The 18,655-nt window shown below is 72.7% G+C and carries 21 protein-coding genes and 1 tRNA gene; 10 read left to right on the top strand and 12 right to left on the bottom strand.

All coding sequences use genetic code 11. The features are described from left to right. The first annotated feature begins 95 nt into the window (after positions 1-95). Positions 96-1,283 (top strand): peptidoglycan-binding domain-containing protein, encoded by a 1,188-nt coding sequence (locus tag PV682_RS23515; protein WP_319732963.1) that lies wholly within the window; start codon positions 96-98, stop codon positions 1,281-1,283. A gap of 327 nt (positions 1,284-1,610) precedes the next feature. On the opposite strand, the gene PV682_RS23510 is transcribed toward PV682_RS23515, so the two are convergent. The 3 genes from PV682_RS23510 to PV682_RS23500 all read right to left on the bottom strand — a co-directional run bounded on the left by PV682_RS23510 (position 1,611) and on the right by PV682_RS23500 (position 3,670). Further along, positions 1,611-2,285 carry an HAD-IA family hydrolase gene (locus tag PV682_RS23510; protein ID WP_319732960.1) on the bottom strand — a complete coding sequence of 225 codons (675 nt, stop codon included), beginning with the start codon at positions 2,283-2,285 and terminating at the stop codon, positions 1,611-1,613. A 162-nt stretch (positions 2,286-2,447) separates the two neighbouring features. Next, entirely contained in the window at positions 2,448-2,927 is a 480-nt protein-coding gene (locus tag PV682_RS23505) for a hypothetical protein (protein WP_319732958.1), read from the bottom strand. Between the two features lie 161 nt (positions 2,928-3,088). Next, positions 3,089-3,670 (bottom strand): TMEM165/GDT1 family protein, encoded by a 582-nt coding sequence (locus tag PV682_RS23500; RefSeq protein WP_319732956.1) that lies wholly within the window; start codon positions 3,668-3,670, stop codon positions 3,089-3,091. A gap of 405 nt (positions 3,671-4,075) precedes the next feature. Between PV682_RS23500 and PV682_RS23495 the strand changes: the two genes are divergently transcribed. The 3 genes from PV682_RS23495 (at position 4,076) to PV682_RS23485 (ending at position 5,181) form a co-directional block, all read left to right on the top strand. After that, entirely contained in the window at positions 4,076-4,720 is a 645-nt protein-coding gene (locus tag PV682_RS23495; RefSeq protein ID WP_319732953.1) for an HNH endonuclease family protein, read from the top strand. Between the two features lie 81 nt (positions 4,721-4,801). Continuing rightward, entirely contained in the window at positions 4,802-4,978 is a 177-nt protein-coding gene (locus tag PV682_RS23490; protein WP_319732951.1) for a hypothetical protein, read from the top strand. Beyond that, positions 4,978-5,181, top strand: a complete 204-nt coding sequence (locus tag PV682_RS23485) for a hypothetical protein (RefSeq protein ID WP_319732949.1) — start codon at positions 4,978-4,980, stop codon at positions 5,179-5,181. Before PV682_RS23490 ends, PV682_RS23485 begins: the two co-directional genes overlap by 1 nt. Positions 5,182-5,368: 187 nt before the next feature. Here the strand turns inward: PV682_RS23485 and PV682_RS23480 are convergent, their stop codons facing one another. Continuing rightward, positions 5,369-5,551, bottom strand: a complete 183-nt coding sequence (locus PV682_RS23480) for a hypothetical protein (RefSeq protein ID WP_319732947.1) — start codon at positions 5,549-5,551, stop codon at positions 5,369-5,371. Positions 5,552-5,859: 308 nt separating this feature from the next. Between PV682_RS23480 and PV682_RS23475 the strand changes: the two genes are divergently transcribed. After that, positions 5,860-8,787 carry an AfsR/SARP family transcriptional regulator gene (locus PV682_RS23475; RefSeq protein WP_319732945.1) on the top strand — a complete coding sequence of 976 codons (2,928 nt, stop codon included), beginning with the start codon at positions 5,860-5,862 and terminating at the stop codon, positions 8,785-8,787. Here PV682_RS23475 and PV682_RS23470 read toward each other — a convergent pair. After that, positions 8,779-9,594, bottom strand: coding sequence for a class I SAM-dependent methyltransferase (locus tag PV682_RS23470; RefSeq protein ID WP_319732943.1), 816 nt, complete (start codon positions 9,592-9,594; stop codon positions 8,779-8,781). The two genes, PV682_RS23475 and PV682_RS23470, sit on opposite strands and share 9 nt — an antisense overlap. A gap of 51 nt (positions 9,595-9,645) precedes the next feature. After that, complete coding sequence (locus PV682_RS23465; protein WP_319732941.1) at positions 9,646-9,987, bottom strand: helix-turn-helix domain-containing protein; 342 nt, start codon at positions 9,985-9,987, stop codon at positions 9,646-9,648. Positions 9,988-10,274: 287 nt separating this feature from the next. Here PV682_RS23465 and PV682_RS23460 point away from each other — a divergent pair, with 287 nt between their 5' ends. Then, on the top strand, positions 10,275-12,155 hold the full coding sequence (locus tag PV682_RS23460) for an FAD/NAD(P)-binding protein (RefSeq protein WP_319732939.1): 1,881 nt from the start codon (positions 10,275-10,277) through the stop codon (positions 12,153-12,155). Positions 12,156-12,264: 109 nt separating this feature from the next. On the opposite strand, the gene PV682_RS23455 is transcribed toward PV682_RS23460, so the two are convergent. Further along, positions 12,265-12,798, bottom strand: a complete 534-nt coding sequence (locus tag PV682_RS23455) for a superoxide dismutase family protein (protein ID WP_319732937.1) — start codon at positions 12,796-12,798, stop codon at positions 12,265-12,267. A 217-nt stretch (positions 12,799-13,015) separates the two neighbouring features. On the opposite strand from PV682_RS23455, the gene PV682_RS23450 reads away from it, so the two are divergent. Next, entirely contained in the window at positions 13,016-13,633 is a 618-nt protein-coding gene (locus PV682_RS23450) for a DedA family protein (RefSeq protein ID WP_319733122.1), read from the top strand. Between the two features lie 16 nt (positions 13,634-13,649). On the opposite strand, the gene PV682_RS23445 is transcribed toward PV682_RS23450, so the two are convergent. Both PV682_RS23445 and PV682_RS23440 read right to left on the bottom strand, forming a co-directional pair. Continuing rightward, the gene (locus PV682_RS23445; protein ID WP_319732935.1) at positions 13,650-14,240 is read right to left on the bottom strand and encodes an SUKH-4 family immunity protein; all 591 of its coding nucleotides are present in this window, start codon (positions 14,238-14,240) and stop codon (positions 13,650-13,652) included. Positions 14,241-14,273: 33 nt separating this feature from the next. Continuing rightward, a complete protein-coding gene (locus tag PV682_RS23440; RefSeq protein WP_319732933.1) occupies positions 14,274-14,510 on the bottom strand; it encodes a DUF2277 domain-containing protein in 237 nt (78 codons plus the stop codon). Between the two features lie 124 nt (positions 14,511-14,634). On the opposite strand from PV682_RS23440, the gene PV682_RS23435 reads away from it, so the two are divergent. Further along, complete coding sequence (locus PV682_RS23435; RefSeq protein ID WP_319732930.1) at positions 14,635-15,531, top strand: ketopantoate reductase family protein; 897 nt, start codon at positions 14,635-14,637, stop codon at positions 15,529-15,531. A gap of 119 nt (positions 15,532-15,650) precedes the next feature. Beyond that, positions 15,651-15,983, top strand: a complete 333-nt coding sequence (locus PV682_RS23430) for a hypothetical protein (protein ID WP_319732928.1) — start codon at positions 15,651-15,653, stop codon at positions 15,981-15,983. A gap of 3 nt (positions 15,984-15,986) precedes the next feature. Here PV682_RS23430 and PV682_RS23425 read toward each other — a convergent pair whose 3' ends face one another. The 3 genes from PV682_RS23425 to PV682_RS23415 all read right to left on the bottom strand — a co-directional run bounded on the left by PV682_RS23425 (position 15,987) and on the right by PV682_RS23415 (position 17,617). Further along, positions 15,987-16,631, bottom strand: coding sequence for a DUF305 domain-containing protein (locus tag PV682_RS23425; protein ID WP_319732926.1), 645 nt, complete (start codon positions 16,629-16,631; stop codon positions 15,987-15,989). Positions 16,632-16,712: 81 nt separating this feature from the next. Beyond that, positions 16,713-17,147 (bottom strand): DUF6153 family protein, encoded by a 435-nt coding sequence (locus PV682_RS23420; protein WP_319732924.1) that lies wholly within the window; start codon positions 17,145-17,147, stop codon positions 16,713-16,715. Positions 17,148-17,545: 398 nt separating this feature from the next. Further along, a tRNA-Val gene (locus PV682_RS23415) sits at positions 17,546-17,617 on the bottom strand. 197 nt (positions 17,618-17,814) lie between these two features. On the opposite strand from PV682_RS23415, the gene PV682_RS23410 reads away from it, so the two are divergent. Then, a complete protein-coding gene (locus tag PV682_RS23410; RefSeq protein WP_319732922.1) occupies positions 17,815-18,582 on the top strand; it encodes a DUF4097 family beta strand repeat-containing protein in 768 nt (255 codons plus the stop codon). Positions 18,583-18,655: the final 73 nt, after the last annotated feature.

Here is an 18,655-nt window from a genome sequence, read left to right as displayed (position 1 = left end):
ATCTCGCCGCCTGTGACGTGTGGTGCGATGGGGGCGTGCCATGAGTGTGGAGGATCTGCATAATTTCCGGAGTTCCCACGGGGAGGGGTGAAGGCGTGAACGAGCCGACGGAGCGCGAGGGACCCACCGGGCCACAGGGGCCGTACGGGCACCCCTGCCCGGAGTGCGGGGCCCTGCGTGCCGCCGACAGCACGCCGTCCTGCGACTGCGCGCAGCGGGCCGCCGAGACGCTGAAGGAGGCGCGGCTCGCGGACGCCGCCGCCGCGGAGGACTTCGATCCGCTGCGGATACGCCCCTATGTGGAGCTGGCGGGTACGGCGGGCGCGCCGGTCGCCGGGGGGCGTCCGCCCGGGCCGCCGGCCGACGCGACGATGCCGTTGCCGAGGGTTCCGGGTGGAGGTGCCGGTACTCGGGGTGGCTCTGGAGAGCCAGGGGTATCGGGGTATGACGGGGTCGCGCGGGGAGCGGGAGCGGGGGGCGTAGGACCCCTGGACGGCGTCATACCCGCGGGGGGTGCGGGGGCGCCGGGAGGCGTAGGGGGCGCCGGGTTCCCGGGGGACTCCGGGGCCCCGGGCGGCATACGGCCTCCGGGGGACGCCGGTTCCCTGGGGGACGTGGGGTCCCTGCGCGGCGTACGTCCGCAGAGTGACCCGGACGACGCCGACGCCCCGGAACGCGGCAGCCGTCGCCGCCGAGCGGTCCTCCTCGCGACCAGCGGAGCCGTCGTCTCCATCCTCGCCGCCGCCGGTTTCGCCAGCGGCCTCTTCGCGTACGACGCGCCCGCGCGCGACGACTCCCCGCCGGAGGACATCCGCGCGGCGGTCCCGGCGCCGTCCCGCACCGCGGCGGCGTCCGTCGAGGCACCGGCCGAGCGGCCCGCCGACCCCGCGCCCACGCCCGAGGACGCGACCCCGTCCGAGAGCGCGGCCCCCTCGCCCTCCCCGACGCCCTCCCGCTCCTCCCCCTCGCCCTCCTCCCCCGCGAGCGGCTCCCCCTCCGCCGACGCGTCCCCCTCCGGCGGGGCCGCCGAGGACCAGCGCCAGGTCCCGAGCCTCACGGTCGCGGTGCTGCGGCGCGGCGACACGGGCCCGGAGGTGCGGGAACTCCAGCTGCGGCTCAAGGAGTTGTCCCTGTACGGCGAGGACGCGGACGGGGTCTTCGACGAGCAGGTCGAGAACGCGCTCAAGACCTACCAGTCGTCGCGCGGCATCACCGGCGACGAGCCGGGGATCTACGGGGCGGCGACACGGGAACGGCTGGAGAAGGAGACGAAGGAGCCTTGAAGGGGAGAGCCGCAGCCGCCGTCCCCGGCGCCGACGGGGACGACCGGGGGGACAGAGCACGGCACCGGTGACCTCCGCGACGAGCACAGCGCCGCCAAGCACGGCATGACCAGCGACACCGGCCGCCCGGCGCGAAGCACCGGCCTCGACGCCGGATCAGAACACGCGGAGCGCGCGCGGAGGCTCCGGTGACGGACGCCGGTTCACGGGGCCGACGTCAGCGGCCCCCTCGGCGTCGAACGCCGGTCCGCGGCGCCGGCCTCGTAAGCGGCTCCCCCGGCATCAACGCCGGCCCGCAGCGCCGACGGCGTAGGTTTCGCCCCCGCCTCAGCCCCGCGCGCCCCGCACATGCAGCCGGACCCCGTCCCCCGTGACCTCCACCGCGATCTCGCGCAGGTCGCGGACGACGGCGTCCGGGGCGTGGGCGGCGGCCCGTTCGCCCACGCCCACGACGCGCATTCCGGCCGCCTTGCCCGCCTGGATGCCCGCGCCGGAGTCCTCGAAGACGACGCAGTCGGCGGGGGCGACGCCCAGTTCCGCGGCGGCCTTCAGGAAGCCCTCGGGGTCGGGCTTGCTGGCGCCGACGGACTCGGCGGTGATGCGCAGGGCGGGCAGCGGGAGGCCGGCGGCGGCCATGCGGGCGGTGGAGAGGGGGACGTCCGCCGAGGTCACGAGCGCGTGCGGGACGCCGACGAGGGCGGTGAGGAAGGCGGCGGCGCCGGGGACCGGTACGACGCCGTCCATGTCGGCGGTCTCCTGCGCGAGCATCCGCGCGTTGTCCGCGAGGTTCTCCTCGACGGGGCGGTCGGGGAGGAGCACGGCCATGGAGGCGTGGCCCTGGCGGCCGTGGACGACCTTCATGACCTCGTCGCCGTCCAGCCCGTGCGTCTCGGACCACCGCCGCCAGATCCGCTCCACCACCGCGTCCGAGTTGACGAGCGTCCCGTCCATGTCGAGCAGAAGAGCGCGAGCGTCGATGACGACTGGCTCGGCGACGGACATGCGCACTCCAGACACCCGGTTTCAGAGACCAAGGTGGCCCCGCCCGCCGGTCAGGGAGAACGAGCGGGAACCACTTTGTTTCTCCACGGTACAAAATGAACGGCGTCCCCGCCACCACCTACCGGAAACTTCACCGGCCGTTCAGCGGGGCCGCTCGCCCGGCTACGTCCAGTTCGGCTCCATGATGGGCCCCAGCGCCCCGACCACCACGATCTTCTCCGGGTCGAAGTGGTACTTGCCGGCGAAGACGGACCAGCTCGTGATCCAGCGGTACCGGTTCGGCTGCCCGAAGTCGTCCCAGCTCTCGTCCCAGATGAAGACGTTGGTGAAGCCGGACACCTGGCGCAGGCGGGCGTTGCTCAGCGCGTACGCGGTCTTGGCGCAGGCCGCCCGGTCGACGGTGGCGATGCCGTCCCAGGTCCGCCACAGGCGGAAGTAGTCGGCCCGACTAGGGATGTAGTACAGGAACTCCGACGGCCCGACCAGGAAGACCGTGTCCCCGGTGGTGGGCGTCGTGAACCGCGTCCCCTCGGCCGGACAGGCGAGCGCGGTCCCGGGCGCCGCGGCCGAGACACCGGCCGTACCCAGCGGCAGAGCGAGCCCCAGAGCCAGGGCGAGACAGGAACGACGTAACCGTTTCACCGATACCGCTCCCCTTCCGGCGACGCGAGCACGGGACAGCGGTCCGGGCGGACGGCCGTCCCTCCCCCGTCACTGTGACCGGCCCCCCGGCACCCGGCAAGGGACCCGGGTCCCGCCGGCGCCCGGGAGTACGGGAATGAGCCACCCGTACACGTCCGTACTCACCCGGCGATCGCCTCCCACAGGCTCCACACCCCGAGCCCCAGCATCAGCACCGCCGCGATCTGCGTGATCAGCCTCAGCGGGACCCGCTTCATCAGCGCCTTCCCCCCGACGATCCCGAGCCCCGCGACCGCCCACAGCGCGAGGACCGCGCCGAGGCCGACGGAGAAGGGGTCGTCGTAGCGGGCGGCGAGGTTGGCCGTCATGATCTGCGTGAGGTCACCGAACTCGGCGACCAGGATGAGCATGAACCCGGCGCCCGCGACCTTGAGGAAGGACTGGTCCTCCGGGCGGCGGACCTCCTCCTCGTCCTCGTCCTTCTTCAGGAGCAGCATCGCGGCGCCGCCGAGGAAGAGGACGCCGGTGAGGGCGTGGACGAGCTGCTGCGGGAGGAGCGTGAGGACGCTGCCCGCCGCGACCGCGAGGACGACGTGGACGAGGAACGCCGCGGCGACCCCGGCGAACACGTACGACGCCCGGTAGCGCGTCCCGAGCACGAGGCCGGCGAGCGCCGTCTTGTCCGGCAGCTCGGCAAGGAAGACGACGCCGAAGACGAGCGCCGTCACGCTGATGCTGATCAAGGTTCCTCAATCGGTAGGGGCCGCCCCACCGAGAGTGCTGGTCCTTGGGACACCTCGGCAGGACAGCACACGAAGAGCCCGCGTCGTACGACACGGACGTGCACTGCTTGCCGAAGGTCTCGCTGGCGGGCATACGCACCCCGCCTCCGGGCGCCGGCTCAGACGAGCTGAGCAGTATGTCGACGGTCCGGCGAAGAGCTACTCCCCTTCTGCGCCGCCCATCGTACGCGACGCCACCGACATCGCCGTAGGGACGGAGGTCACCCGGCTTCCCCCTGCCGCAGACCTTGTTTTGTCATGCGCGCGTCACTAACTTCTTACCGCTCGCACACCTCACCGCAACACGCCCCCGCGAGCATTCCCACGCCCCCCACTTCAACACCCCCACACTCCCCGGGAGTTCGCATGCGAAAGTTCTACGCGCGTGGACGGCTGAGCATACTGGCCGCCCTTACCGGACTCATAGCCTCCGTCGGCGTCCTCAACGGCCCGACCGCGTCCGCCGCGCTCCCCACGCCCGTCAGCGCGGCCACCGCGCGCACCTATCTGTCCCAGCTCACCGTGGCCGCCGAGGACCGCACGGGCTACGACCGGGACCTCTTCCCGCACTGGATCACCATCTCCGGCGCCTGCAACACCCGTGAGACCGTCCTCAAGAGGGACGGGTCCGGGGTCGTCACCAACTCCTCCTGCGCCGCCACCAGCGGCAGCTGGTACTCCCCCTACGACGGGGCTACCTGGACCGCCGCGTCCGACCTCGACATCGACCACCTCGTGCCGCTGGCCGAGGCGTGGGACTCCGGCGCGAGCGCCTGGACCACCGCCCAGCGCCAGGCGTTCGCCAACGACCTCACCCGCCCGCAGCTCATCGCGGTCACCGACAACGTCAACCAGGCCAAGAGCGACCAGGACCCGGCCGAGTGGATGCCGTCGGTCACCTCGTACCGCTGCACGTACGTCCGGGCGTGGGTGCAGGTGAAGTACTACTACGACCTGTCCGTCGACTCCGCCGAGAAGTCCGCGCTGACGAGCTACCTCGCGGGCTGCTGACCTTCCGCCGGGAGATGTCACAGCGCGGGGGCCTGCCTCGTCCGTAGGGAGCGGAACGCTTTCCCCACGGAGGAGAAGACGATGGACCTCGCGCTGTGGATCTCGGCCGGACTGCTCGCGTTCGTGGCGCTCGCCGGGGGTGTCACGAAGACGTTCGCCCCCCGGGAGAAGCTCGCCGCCGCGGGCCTGCTGCTGCCGGCGCGCTGGACACCGCGCCGGCACTGGTCCCGGTCACCGCCCTCTGCTGGACCCTCCTGATGGCCGGCGCGACGATCACCCACGGCCGCCGCGGCGAGTCCGCACTCGCCGCCCTGAACCTCGCCCACCTCGCCCTCGCCGCGTTCCCGGCATGGGGCCGGCGCAGCCTCGCTCTGCACCTCGAACGCGACCGGATCTCGACGATCCGACTGATCGGCAATCCCGGCAAACCCTTGAATATCAGCCCGATTGCAGACGAATAGGCTGTCGGCCGGGCATTTCACCGCACCGGGCACGGGTGACCGGTCACATCCCCCTCCGGGAACTCACACCCCTTTTGCCGCAGACATATTCACGCGCCCACGGGGATCCTTTTCGGTGCATTTGGTTGCGGATCTCCATGGACGCGTGAATTCACGGCACAGCAACTGGAACCCCCCGTCCGGTATTTCAGGAACCGGTGCTGTTCCAGTCGGGCGCGTATACCACGGCTTCGGAAACGTCACCGGCGCGGACGACGGCGTGGGGGGTTCCGGCCCCGCCGAGGGCGGTGGCGAGGACCGCCGCGAAGAGGGCCGCGAGTACAGCGACGCGAAGCAGTATGTTCTTCGACTCGATTGTCTGGTAGTGCATTCGGGTATTCCCATCGTTCAAGGTCCTGCGGTCGGGAACACTCTGGCCGCGGCCCGTCAGTGGAGGATCAGCGGACGATGGACGGGAGATGGACGCGCACCGCAGTCCGGGCAATTCACCCCCCACCCCGGGATTCCGAGCTGAAGGTGTTCATGTGTTCATGCGTTCCACAATCCGCCCGCCCGACGGTAATCCCACGGTCAATCTCATCCGCTCAATGAAAACGTCCGGCCACGGCTGCTTGAAGCTGCAAGTTCTCGGCTAGGATGGCCCCGCGCTGCGCTCGGTCCGACCAGAGAGGTGACCCGGTGGCGGTCCTCCATGTGTCCCTTCTCGGCCTGCTCGAAGTACGCCGCGACGCGACCGACCTGGACCTCGGGAACCCCCAGCAGCAGGCCCTGTTCACCGCTCTCCTGCTGCGCCGCGGGAGAACCGCCTCGGCGGCGGACCTGATGGAGGCGATCTGGGGCGAGGAGGTCCCCGCCTCGGCGCTCACGACCCTGCGCACCTATGCCTGGCGGCTGCGCAAGATTCTGGAGACGAACAGCAAGTCCCCGGAGTTTCTGGTCTCGGTGGGCGACGGATACCGGCTGGTCGTACGCGACGAACACATCGACTGGTACGAGGCGCAGCGGCTCGGCCGGGAAGCGCTCGACGCCAATGGTCCGCACCACGCCCTGGAGACCCTGGAACGCGCTCTGGCCCTGTGGAAAGGAGAACCTCTCGCCGGGATTCCCGGCCCGTACGCGGCACTTCAGCGCGACCGCATCGACGAGACCCGGCTCACCCTCGTGGAAGAGCGCCTGCACACCGTGATCACACTCGGCCAAGGGCAGTTGTGCATTCCCGAGTTGGTGGAACTGGTCGGCCGTTATCCCTTACGGGAGCGACTGTACGCCCTGTTGATGCGGGCGCAGGCCGGATCCGGCCGCCGGGCCGACGCGCTGACGACCTATCACGACGCGCGCCGGCTGCTCGTCGACGAGCTCGGGGTCGACCCCGGCGCCGAACTCACCGCCGTGCACCGCCGGATACTCAGCGGCGAACTGGACTCCGTACCGGACGCGTTGGAGGGCCCCGAGGAGCGGGCGGACCGGGGGGCCGTGCTGCCGCCCGCGCAACTGCCGCCGGAGCCCGCGGACTTCATCGGGCGGGCGCATGTCGCGCAGGCGCTCACCTCGGCGATGAACGCGGAGAGCCGGCCGACGCTCCCGGTGGTGGTGCTGGCCGGGATGGGCGGCGTCGGCAAGTCCTCGCTGGCGCTGCACGTGGCGCACCGGGTGCGCGAGGCGTACCCGGACGGGCAGCTGTACGCCGACCTGGGCGCGATGGCCGCTCCGGAGACCGTCCTGACGGGTTTCCTGCGGGCGCTCGGCGCGCGCCCCGAGGACGTGCCCGAGCCGCTGGAGGCGCGTACGGCGCTGCTGCGGACGATGCTGAACGGGCGCAGGGTGCTGATCGTGCTGGACGACGCGCGCGACGCGGCGCAGGTCCAGCCGCTGCTGCCGGGCAGCGCGCACTGCGGGGTGCTGATCACGAGCCGGACCCGGCTCGGCGGCCTCCCGGCCTCCCTCCAGGTCGAGTTGGAGGCGTTCTACCTCGACGAGGCGCTCGAATTACTGACCCACGCGATCGGCGCCGAGCGGGTGCGCGCGGAGCCGGAGGCCGCCGCCGCGCTGATGGAGTCGTGCGCCTGCCTGCCGCTGGCCGTACGGATCGTGGCGGCCCGGCTCGCGGCCCGGCCGCGCTGGTCGATCCGCTCGCTGGCCGCGCGGCTGGCCGACGAGCGGCGCAGGCTCAGCGAGCTGAAGGCGGGCGACCTGACCGTGTCGGCCGTCTTCGACGTGACGTTCCGCCAGCTCCCGGCGGACCAGGCGCACGCGCTGTGCCTGCTGTCCTGCGTGAGCAGTCCCGACCTGTCGCTGGCGAGCGCGTCGGCGCTGCTCGGCACGGGCGAGGAGGAGGCGGAGGAGTTCCTGGAGTCGCTGGTGGACGCGGCGGTCCTGGAGGCGCCGTCGGCGGGCCGGTACCGGTTCCACAGCCTGCTGCGCACGTTCGCCCGGGAGAAGCTGCCGGCGAGCGCGTACGCCGAACCGTTCCGGCGGCTCCTGCACTCGCTGCTGGCGTCCGCGGTGGACGCCTTCCGGCACGCGGTGCCCGGCGATCCGATCGAGGACGCCCTGACGCCGGCCAGGATGCCGGGGCGGCGGTTCGGCGGGCCCGCCCAGGCGCGGGCGTGGGCGGTCGCGGAGGCGCCGACGGCGCTCGCGGTGGCCGGGCAGGTCGCCCGGGAGTGGACGGAGATACAGCCCGGCGAGTACCACCACCGGGAGTGGCTGACCCCGGCGACGGACCTGCTGATCGCGCTGAGCGCCTACTGGGGTGACACGAGCCATGTGGCGTGGAACAGCACCCTCGACGCCCTGACGCGGGCCGCGGTGCTGGCCGGGGACGAACGGGCCGAGGGGCGGGCGCGGTTCCTGCGGGGGAACATCCACCTCGCCCGCGCCCGGCTCACCGCCGCCGTCGAGCACTCCACGCTCGCGGTCGCCCTGACCCGGCACACCGGGGACCTCGTGATCCTCCGCCAGGCCCTCAACGACCTGGGTCTCGCCCACCAGTTGAGGGGCGAGTTCCAGGAGGCCGCCGCCTGCTACGACGAGGCGATCGTGCTGGCCCGCAGCCTCGGCCACGCCACCGGCGAGGTCGCCACGACCCTCAACTCGGCGCTCCTGCACGTCAACGCGGGCGACCCGGCGCGGGCGATCGGCGTCTGCGAGCGGCTGCTGGCCGGCACCCCGGCGCTGTGCGCGAACCCGGGGGGCTCGGCGTACGCGTTCTACGTCCTCGGGTTCGCGCACCACACGCTGGAGGACCACCTGGCGGCCGTGTCCTGGTACGAGCGCTGCCTGTCCGTCGCCCTGGACGCGGGCCTCACCGGCCGGGAGGCGTGCGCCCGGTTCCGGCTCGCGGACTCGCTGCGGGCCCTCGGGCACCTGGAGCCGGCGGCGGTGGAGGCGCTGCGGGCCGTCGAGATGTGCGAACGGGCGGGCGACGTACGGAACCTGGCGCAGGCGCTGCTGGTCCTCGGCCGGGTGCGGCTGGACCTCGGGGAGCGGGAGGCCGCGCGCTCGGCGCTCAGCGACGCCCGGCGGATGATGGCCGAGCTGCGGCTGCCGGACGAGGGCCTGGCGGCCCTGCTGCTGCTCGCCGTACCGGTCACCGGGTCACGGTGAGGCGGCCGGGCGGGTGGCCACCGCGAGGAGGTTGGCGCCGCGCGCGCCGGAGTCGGGGTCGATGAGCAGCTCGCGTTCCATCTTCAGGACGTCGGCGAAGGTGCCCTCCTCGTGCGGGAACCGCGCGTAGAAGCTGGAGGCGGGCAGGACCAGGCCGGGGAAGCCGGTCAGGGCGTCCACGCGCAGGTCGAGCGCCCGGCACAGCAGCCGGATCTGGCCGGGGGTGAAGAGGTGCGCGTGCGGGGCGCCGGGGCCGCCCGGGTCGTGTCCGGCGAGGCTGTGCAGGGCCGCCTGGAGGTCGCCGCAGCCGAGGTACTCGTGGGCGGTGTGCCAACGGCTCGGCAGAAACGACACCATGAGCCCGCCGGGCGCCATCAGCGCCGCCAACTCCCTCAGGCCCGCCTCGGGTTGGGAGAAGGCGCTGAGGTGCGAGCAGTCGTGGAAGACGAGGTCGTGCCCGTGCTCGCCCAGCAGGCCCGCCAACTCGCCCGGCCGCGCCGCGAGATGGCGTACGCGGGAGCCGTGCCCGGCGCTGACCGAGCGGGCCCGGGCCTCGGCGGCGGCCTGCGGGGTCGGGGCGATGTGGACGCCGGTGCTGTGCGGGTACTCCGCGGCGATCCGGCGCGCCCAGCGGCCGGCGCGGGCCGAGACGTCGACGTACCGGAAGGAGAGCGGCAGACGGGAGAACACCGACTGTTCGAGGGCCGTCCACAGCAACGCGTCGGTGAGCCGGCCGTAGAGGCGGCCGGGGGCGTCCTCCTCGTCCCTCGTGCGGACTGTCCCGTCGTGCTGCGCTGAACTGGTCACTGTGGCCTCTCGGTTCGCGTCGCCTCGATCCTTTCCCGGGCTCGCGCGGGGTCAGGCGCGGCCCGGCGGGCGCCGGGGTGCGGGGGTCCGGTCGGCGGACGGGGGCTGGGGGGCGCCGGCGCGGTCCGGGACGCGCAGCCGGGAGCCGAGCACCATCCCCAGCTGGAAGCGGTTGTCGACGCCGAGCCGGTCCATGAGCGCGCGCAGGATGTTGGTGACCGTCCTGGGGCTGACCCCGAGCCGGTGGGCGGCGCTCGTGTCGGTGTGCCCGGCGTACAGCAGGGAGATGAGCTTGCGCTGCCGGTCGTCGAGGTCGAGGACCGCGGGCGCGCGGAGCCGGTGCGCCTGCGGGGGGACGGGCCTGACGGCCGCCGGGAACTCGGGAGCTGCCATGGGTACGTGCCTCTTCCCCTCGGGTCCGGTCGTCTTGCCGCCACTCTGGCAAGCCGCGATGGCGCCCCGATCAGCGTGGGATCAGCGGGAGTTCGGCAAAGGTTTCGTCCGCGCCGGCATGTGGGGGAACTGTGACCGGAGGGGTCCGCGTTGGCTTCCGTGACGGGCGGGGGCAATGATGAGGCGGCCGTCCGTTCCCCGAACGGGTGTCCGTCCCCTTCCGGGGGCGTCTTTGCCCACTGCGCCCCCACACGCCTGGGAGTCCACCTTTGTCCACTGTGTTCTCTGTGCCGCAGCAACGGGCGAGCGCCGGCCCGGCGCCGCTCTCGGTCGCCGTCGTCGGCGCCGGTCCGCGCGGCACCAGCGTCCTCGAACGCCTGTGCGCCTCGGCGCCGGAGCTGCTCGCCCCGGGCGTACGGCTGACCGTGCACGTCGTCGACCCGGCGCCGCCCGGCCCCGGGCGCGTATGGCGCACCGCGCAGTCCGAGGACCTGCTGATGAACACCGTCGCCTCCCAGGTGACCCTGTTCACGGACGAGAGCGTGAACTGCTCGGGCCCGATCCTGGCCGGGCCGAGCCTGCACGAGTGGGCGGACGGCGCGATCGGCCCCGACGACTATCCGACGCGGGCGCTGTACGGCCGGTACCTGGAGTGGGTGTTCGCGCGCACGCTGCGCCACGCGCCGCCCTCGGTGCGCGTCGAGACCCACCGGGCGCGCGCGGTCCGCCTCGACGACGCCGCGGACGGCCGGCAGCACCTCGCCCTCGACAACGGCCGTACGCTGACCGGGCTTTCGGCGGTCGTCCTGGCTCAGGGGCATCTGCCGGTACGGCCCTCCCCGGCCGTCCTGCGCGACGCCGAGCACGCCGACCGGCACGCCCTGCGGCACATACCGCCCGCCAACCCGGCCGACGTCGACCTCACCGTCATCTCCCCCGGCGAGCCGGTGCTGTTGCGCGGCCTCGGGCTCAACTTCTTCGACCACATGGCCCTGTTGACGACCGGCCGGGGCGGCAGGTACGTCCGTGAGGACGGCGTCCTGCGGTACGTGCCGTCGGGGCGGGAGCCGCGCGTGTACGCCGGGTCGCGGCGCGGGCTGCCGTACCAGGCGCGCGGCGACAACGCGAAGGGGCCCTACGGGCGGCACCTGCCCGAGGTCCTCACCCCGGAGGCCGTCTCGGCGCTGCGCAAGCGCGCGGACTCCGGGGAGGCGCCCGACTTCCTGCGCGACATATGGCCGTTGGTCGCCAAGGAGGTCGAGACCGTCTACTACACGGCGCTCGTGCGGCACCCCGACTTCGCGCCGCGCTACCTGTCCCTGCCGTACGGCGATCCCCAAGAGGCGGAACTGCTCGCGGAGTTCGGGGTGGACGAGGACGCCCGGTGGGACTGGGAGCGGGTCTCCCGGCCTTACGCCCAGCGGGAGTTCGCGCATCGCGGGGAGTGGCGTCAGTGGCTGCTCGGTTATCTGCGCGCGGACGCGGCCGAGGCGCTGCGGGGGAACGTCGACGGCCCACTGAAGGCCGCCCTCGACGTCCTGCGGGATCTGCGCAACGAGTTGCGGCTCGTCGTCGACCATCGCGGGCTGCGCGGGGACTCGCGGCGCGACCATCTCGACCGCTGGTACACGCCGTTGAACGCGTTCCTGTCCATCGGGCCGCCCCGGCGCCGCGTCGAGGAGCTGACCGCGCTGCTGGAGGCGGGGATCGTCGAGGTGCTCGGGCCCCGCCTCGAAGTGACGCGGGAGGAGGGAGCCTGGCTCGCCCGCTCCCCCGACGTGCCCGGGTCGGCGGTGCGGGTGACGACGCTGATCGAGGCGCGGCTCCCGGAGCCCGACCTCGGCCGGACCGCCGACGCGCTGCTGGCGCACCTGCGGGAGACCGGGCAGTGCCGGGCGCACGTCGTGGACGGGTACACCACCGGGGGGATCGACGTCTCCGCCCGGCCGTATCACCTGGTCGACCGGGAGGGGGTCGCCCATCCTCGGCGGTTCGCGTTCGGGGTGCCCACCGAGGGGGTGCACTGGGTGACCGCCGCGGGGGCCCGTCCCGGGGTGGACTCGGTGACGCTGTCCGACGCGGACGCGGTGGCCCGGGCGGTGCTGCGGGTGGCGGGGCAGGGGCGGGAGCAGTCGGCGGTGGGTGGCTCTGAGGTGGTACGGGTCTGAGGTGGTACGGGTCTGAGGTGGTACGGGTCTGACGTACCGGGGTGGTACGGGGGTGTACCTCTCTCGGGGTAAGCGACAGGCGGTGGGCGGTAGGCGCACCCCCTCGTGCTCAGCTCGCGTCGGTCCAGCCGAATGGGACCGTGAAGCAGCCGACGCGCGCCCCCTTCGTCCCGGGCTCGTCGTGGATCACCACGGACGCCGCCTCGCCCTGCCGGAAGGTCCAGGTGTGCGTGGCGACACCCACGCCGGAGCCCTCCTTTCCGGTGGTGAAGTCCAGCCACACCTCGTTGTCCTCGTTGACGTACTCCGGGCCCGTCCCCGGCACGTGCTGGTAGTGCCCGCCGGACGCCACCGGATCGGCCCCGCACGCCTTCTGGTGCACATGCGCGCCGAACGCGCGACCGGAGGGGAGACCACTCACCCGGAGGGTCACGACGGTGGCGCCGCCGTACGTGGTCCGCTGGACGACCTCGATCGACGCGCCCGCGGGGACGAGGTCCTGGTCGTACGTGACGGCGTCCGACGGGACGAAGGCGGTCGGCGGGGCGAAGCGGGCGTCGGCCCGCAGGACCACGTCACGGGCCGTACCGGGCGCTGCCGTGAGGGCCGCGGCGACGGCGCCCGCGCAGATGGCTGCCAGCATGGATGCTCACCATTTCCGAAGTTTCGGTCGTTTGTCTCGGTCCGGCGCGATCGCTACCCCCTTGTTCCGTTGTTAAGGGACCCGGGACTTGAGCGCCGCTCGAAACGTGCCGTTCGAGTGAACATTCCGCGCGCGTCGTACGTACCCCCCTTGGATCTTCTGTCACTCCTTGGGCGTACGCTGTATGGCTGTCATCGGGGGAGTCACGGGAGTCGTGGTGTTGGAGAGTCTGGGGTCGCTGACCGGCGGTCCATGGATCTATGCGGTGGTCGCCCTGTCCGTGCTGTTCGACGTCTTCCTGCCGGTGCTGCCGAGCGGCGTCCTCGTCATCACGGCGGCGACCGCGGCTGCCGCGGGCTCCGGCGCCGCGGTCGCCGGACAAGTACCCGAGCACGTGCCCGACATCCTCTTCCTGATGCTCTCCGCGACGACCGCGTCCGTCCTCGGCGACCTCGTCGCCTACCGCCTCGCCTGGCGCGGCGGCGCACGCCTCGACCGCGCCATCGCCCGCTCCCGCCGCCTCACCACGGCGCAGGAACGTCTCGGCGAGGCCCTCGCCCGCGGCGGCGGCCCCCTCATGATCCTCGCCCGCTTCGCCCCCGCCGGCCGCTCCGCCGTCTCCTTCCTCTCCGGCGCCGCCCACCGCCGCGTCCGCGACTTCCTCCCCTGGTCTGTCCTCGCGGGCGTCGCCTGGGCCGGCTACAGCGTGGCCCTCGGCTACTACGGCGCCCACTGGCTGGGCGCGAGCTGGCTGTCCACGGGCGTGTCGGTGGTGGCGCTGTTCGCGGCGGGGTCGGGGGCTGCGTATCTGATGAGGCCGCCGAAGGCCGGGTGAGTCCGGGGGCGCGCGGTCACCCGTAGAGCGAGCGGCCTCCCGGGCTGCCGGCCCGGAAGCGCTGCCCCATGGCGATCTCGTCGGCCACCACCGACCAGACGGTCCCGTCGTCCTGGAAGGGCAGCGGGTCCACGCCGCTCGTCTCCTCCCGGATACGCCCGACCTCGTCCTCCAGGCGCTCGAAACCGGCCTCCTCGTCGTCGCCGAACGTGAACTCCCCCAGCAGGCGCTCCACCCTGAGAGTGACATGGACCAGGGAGGAGACGTCCGTGTGGAGGGCCCGTACGGTCGCCTCGTCGGCGTCGACGGCGTACACCGTGCCGGAACCGGGGTCGAGGGCGAGGTGCGCGGCGAGCAGCCAGCCGATGACGGGCCAGTCCCCCGCGGCACCCCCGACGGGTACGACGTCCCGGACGAGGGGCAGCCGGCCCGTGCCCTCGTCGGGCGGGCGCGGCAGGAGCGTCCCGGTGGGGACGCCGACGGCCGTCAGGAGCCGGGCGCCCTCGGTGTCCGCCGCGGCGGACGGGAAGGCGGTGGTGGGCAGGGTCGCGAGCCGGTCCTCACCGAAGGCGGCGACGAGTTCGCCACGGGTGACGTCGAAAAGCACGGGTGAACTCCAAGAGGTCTGCTCCGCCGAACCCTAAGAGGTCTGCTCCGCCTCCCGGTGCGCCCCCCGCACCTCAAGGCCCGCCATCAGCTCCGCCGTGGCCGCCTCGATCGCCGCCACCGCCCGGTCGAACACCTCCTTGTTGTGCGCGGCCGGGGCGCGGAAGCCGGAGACCTTGCGGACGTACTGGAGGGCGGCGGCGTGGAAGTCCTCGCCGGTGGCGTCGTGGGAGAGGGACGGCGGGCGGAGGGTCTTGATGCTGCGGCACATGGGGCCAGTCTCCCTCTCCGGGACGATTCCCGCTGGCCCTTGGCAGGCACCGCCGCGCACGGGCATGATCACCCTCGTGGCGGCCACCGGAGACCCGGGGCCGACCGGCGAAAGGAATCACGTCATGACGTACGACAGGCTCACCGTCGCCGTCCTCGGCCCCGGCGGGGTCGGCGGACTGCTCGCCGCGCTGCTCGCGAAGGCCGGGCACCGGGTGATCTGCCTCGCGGGCGAGGACACCGCGACGGCGCTGCGCACGGACGGCATCCGCGTCCGCAGCGCGCAGTTCGGCGCCTTCACGGCCCAGGTCGAGGCGGACACGCGGCTCAGGGCCCCCGCCGACGCCGTACTGATCGCCGTCAAGCAGACGGCTCTGGACGACGCACTGGCGCGCGTCCCCGCCGAGGTGCTCGGCGACGCCCTCCTGGTGCCGTTCCTGAACGGCGTCGAACACCCCGAGGTCCTCCGCGCGCACCACCGTCCCGAGCTGGTCGCGCCCGGGGTGATCCGGGTCGAGTCCACGCGTACGGCGCCCGGGGTGATCGAGCACACGAGCCCGTTCACGGAGATCGACCTGTCCGGCGACCCCGTCGACCCGGCCCGTCTGGAGGCGCTGGCCGCCGTCCTGAACGCGGCGGGCCCGATGGCCCGGGTCCTCGACGGCGAGACGCGGGCGCTCTGGGCGAAGCTCGCGTTCCTGGCCCCCTTCGCGCTGCTCACCACGCGGTACGCCCTGCCCGTCGGCGACCTCCGCACCGCCCACCGCGACGAACTCACCGCCCTCGTCACGGAGGTCGCGGCGATCAGCACGGCCGCCGGGTCCCCCGCCGACCCCGACCGGACCCTGGCCCGCTACGACGCTCTGCCGCCCGGCATGAAGTCGTCCATGCAGCGCGACGCGGAGTCCGGCCGGCCGCTCGAACTCGACGCGATCGGCGGGGCGTTGCTGAGGGCGGCCGGGAGGTACGGGGTCGCGGCGCCGGTGGCGGAGCGGGTGGTGGGGGAGCTGGGGGCGTCGTAGCCCCTGCGGGGGACGGGTAGGGGGTGGCCTGGAAATCGCACAGGCGTACGACTACCTCGTTCGCGTGAACCCCGTGAGGAACTCGCTTCGCAAAATCGAACAGGCGTACCATTGCCGGTGTGGCTAAGACCTACGACTTTCCGAGCGACCTGCGCGCCGGTCAGGAGGAGCTGCATCAGGTCCGGGCCGAGCTGTCGGCCCTGCTGAAGCGGCTGCCCTGGTCGGTCGCGCCCCTGGACGGGTTCAGTGACACGGAGGGGTGGCGGCCCGTGGAGCGGCCGGCGTCCCCGGGGTGGACCGAGGACGAGCAGGCGGAGGTGGAGAAGCTGCGCCGCCGGGAGCACGAACTGGTGGTGTTCGTGACGGGGCACCGGTTCTGGGCGGAGGTGGAGACGGGGGAGCGGGTGGAGGCCCGTATGCGGTTGAAGCACGAGCCTCCACCCGAACCCTGAGGGTCACTTCTTGCCGAGGAAGCCCTTCATCTCCGCGATCTCGGCGTTCTGCGCCGTGATGATCGCGTCGGCCAGGGCGAGCGCGGGCGCGTACCGCCCCTTCGCCTTCTCGGTCCCGGCCATCTCGACCGCGCCCTCGTGGTGTTCGATCATCATCCGCGTGAACCGGGTGTCGAACTCGGCGCCGGACGCCTTCTCCAGCGCCGTCATGTCGGCGCCGGACATCATCCCGGCCATCCCGGAGTGCCCGGAGTGGTCCATGCCGCCCTGCTCGGGTACGGCCTCGCCCCACGCCGTGAGCCACCCGCTCATGGTCCTGATCTCCGGGTCCTGAGCCCCCTTGATCCGCTCGGCGAGCGCCTTGACCCGCGGTGCCGAGGCCCGGTCGGCGGCCAGCGCGGCCATCTCGACGGCCTGCCGGTGATGCGGGATCATCCCCTGCGCGAAGGAGACGTCCTGCGCGTTGTGCGCGCCCTCGGAGGCGCCGGCGGACCCGGAGGGCGCCGAGGCCGACGCGGACGACGAGGCCGACGTCGCCCCGCCTGCCCGCTGCCCCTCACTGTCCCCGCCGCACCCGGCGAGAAGAAGCGCGGCGGTCGCGACGACGGCGACCCGGACAGGCCGAATACGGCGAACGGTGCTGTGCATGTGTGTGAACTCCTGCGTACGGAAGGTCTGTCGGACGCGGCGGCACCCCACACCGGCGTACGGCATGGCGTGCGGGCGCCTCTAGATCCGCAGGAGTTGAAGCTCGGCGAGCGAGGGCGGGGCCCGAGCCGCCTCGGCATCACCACGGACGACGGAGCGAACGGCCTCACCGGGTACGACGACGGCGACCGGATCGGCGACGGGCCCCGCCAGTACGGGCGCCCCCATCACCTTCGCCGCGGCGCACGTCGCATCGGCATGCCGGGCATGCCCACCGCAGTGCCCGTCCCCGGCACACCCGCCGGCGCTCACATCGACATGCGTCCCGCCCCCGGCCATCACCGGAGCCGCGCCGGAAACCGCCGTCCCGCCCGTCCGCTCATGCCCCACCGCGTGCAGCCCACCGGGCGCCAGCCCATGCATGGCGAGCAGCCCCACGAGCACCCCGAGCACACACGCCAACGCCGGCCACCCCCGCAGGGGCGACCGCACGGCACACGGCTCGACTCGGGTCACGTGGGTCATCCTAGGGGGCTGCCGCGCATCCCCCGTGGGGGTACCCGGTATGTCATACCTGAGCATCCCGACGCGGGGTCCCTCAGTGCGTGCCGCAGCAGGACCCCCCACCACACCTTCCACGCCACGTTCGGCGCCGTCATCGCCCAAGGCCGCGACCACCGCGAGACGTTCCAGGAGTTCCGCCGGCTTCGACCTCTACACCGAGCGCGAGGCGCGGGCGGCGGCCGGAGCACTTCGGTGAAGCCGATCTGTACGCCGCCCACGATGGGTTGGGGGCCGAAGGACATCGAGGGCGCGTACGAGCACATCACCCCGGAGATGCGCCGTCTCCCGAATATCCCCCGAATGATCTACAGAGGCCCCTTGCTGATCATGCAAGGGGCCTCTGACCACTGTGGGCGCGGACGGTTTCGAACCGCCGACATCCTGCTTGTAAGGCAGGCGCTCTACCCCTGAGCTACGCACCCGTTCCCCGAGGCTGACGCACTCAGGACGAGTCGACAGCGTACCTTGCCGGGGGTGCTGGTCTGCAAACGCGTATCCCCCTAGGGGGTCCCCCGGGGGTTATCCCCACCCTGGATGAGGGAGGGAGCCGGATCGATGGCGGCGGCCTGCGGGCCTAGCGTCGTAGTACCGATCCGGCTCGTCTCAGGGGGACTTCGCCATGGCCCGCACCTCAGGTACTACCCGTCTCGTACTCAGCGGTGCGGTCCTCGTCGCCGTGTTCGCCACGGCCTGCTCGGACGCCTCGGAGGACACCGAGCCGGAGTCGCGGGCGTTCGACCTGAAGGGGTCGACGCTGACGATCGACTCCGGGGACACGGCGCTGGAGATCGTCGCGGCGGAGGGGAACAAGGCGGGCCGGGTGGAGGTGACGCGCTGGTTCGACGGTTCCGTGACGGTCGGCAAGGACCCGAAGCTGACCTGGTCGATGTCGGACGACGGCAAGCTGAAGCTGCGGATGAAGTGCAGCGGCCTCGTCGCGGACTGCTCCTCGCGGCACCGGGTCGAGATCCCCCGGGGCGTCGCGGTGAAGGTCGTCTCCAGCGACGGCGGCGTGAAGGTGAGCGGTGTGCGGGACGCGCTGAGCGTCAAGGCGGGCGACGGCTCCGTACGGATCACCGACACCTCGGGCCCGCTGGACCTGGACACGAACGACGGTTCGGTGCGCGCGGACGTGTCCTCGCGGACGGTCACCACGCGCTCCGGGGACGGCTCGGTCCAGCTGAACCTGTCCGTCGTACCGGACCGGATCGAGGCGAAGGCCAACGACGGGAACGTCACGATCGAGGTGCCGGAGGGGACGTACAAGGTGTCGACGAAGGTGAACGACGGCGCCACGAGGGTGTCGGTGCCGCGTGCCGACGACAGCGCGCACGAGATCACGGCCCGGGTCTCGGACGGCCACCTGACGATCCGCACCGCGAGCTGAGACACGGGCCGGGGTCCGGCGCGAACCGACCGCCCCGTGTGTTCGTCCTTGACCGGTGGGAGAATGGGAACCG

Source organism: Streptomyces niveiscabiei, from assembly GCF_033794345.1.
GTDB classification, from domain to species: Bacteria; Actinomycetota; Actinomycetes; order Streptomycetales; family Streptomycetaceae; genus Streptomyces; species Streptomyces niveiscabiei.
Note: the sequence above shows the minus strand (reverse complement) of the source record. Positions and strands in the feature narration are given on the sequence as shown.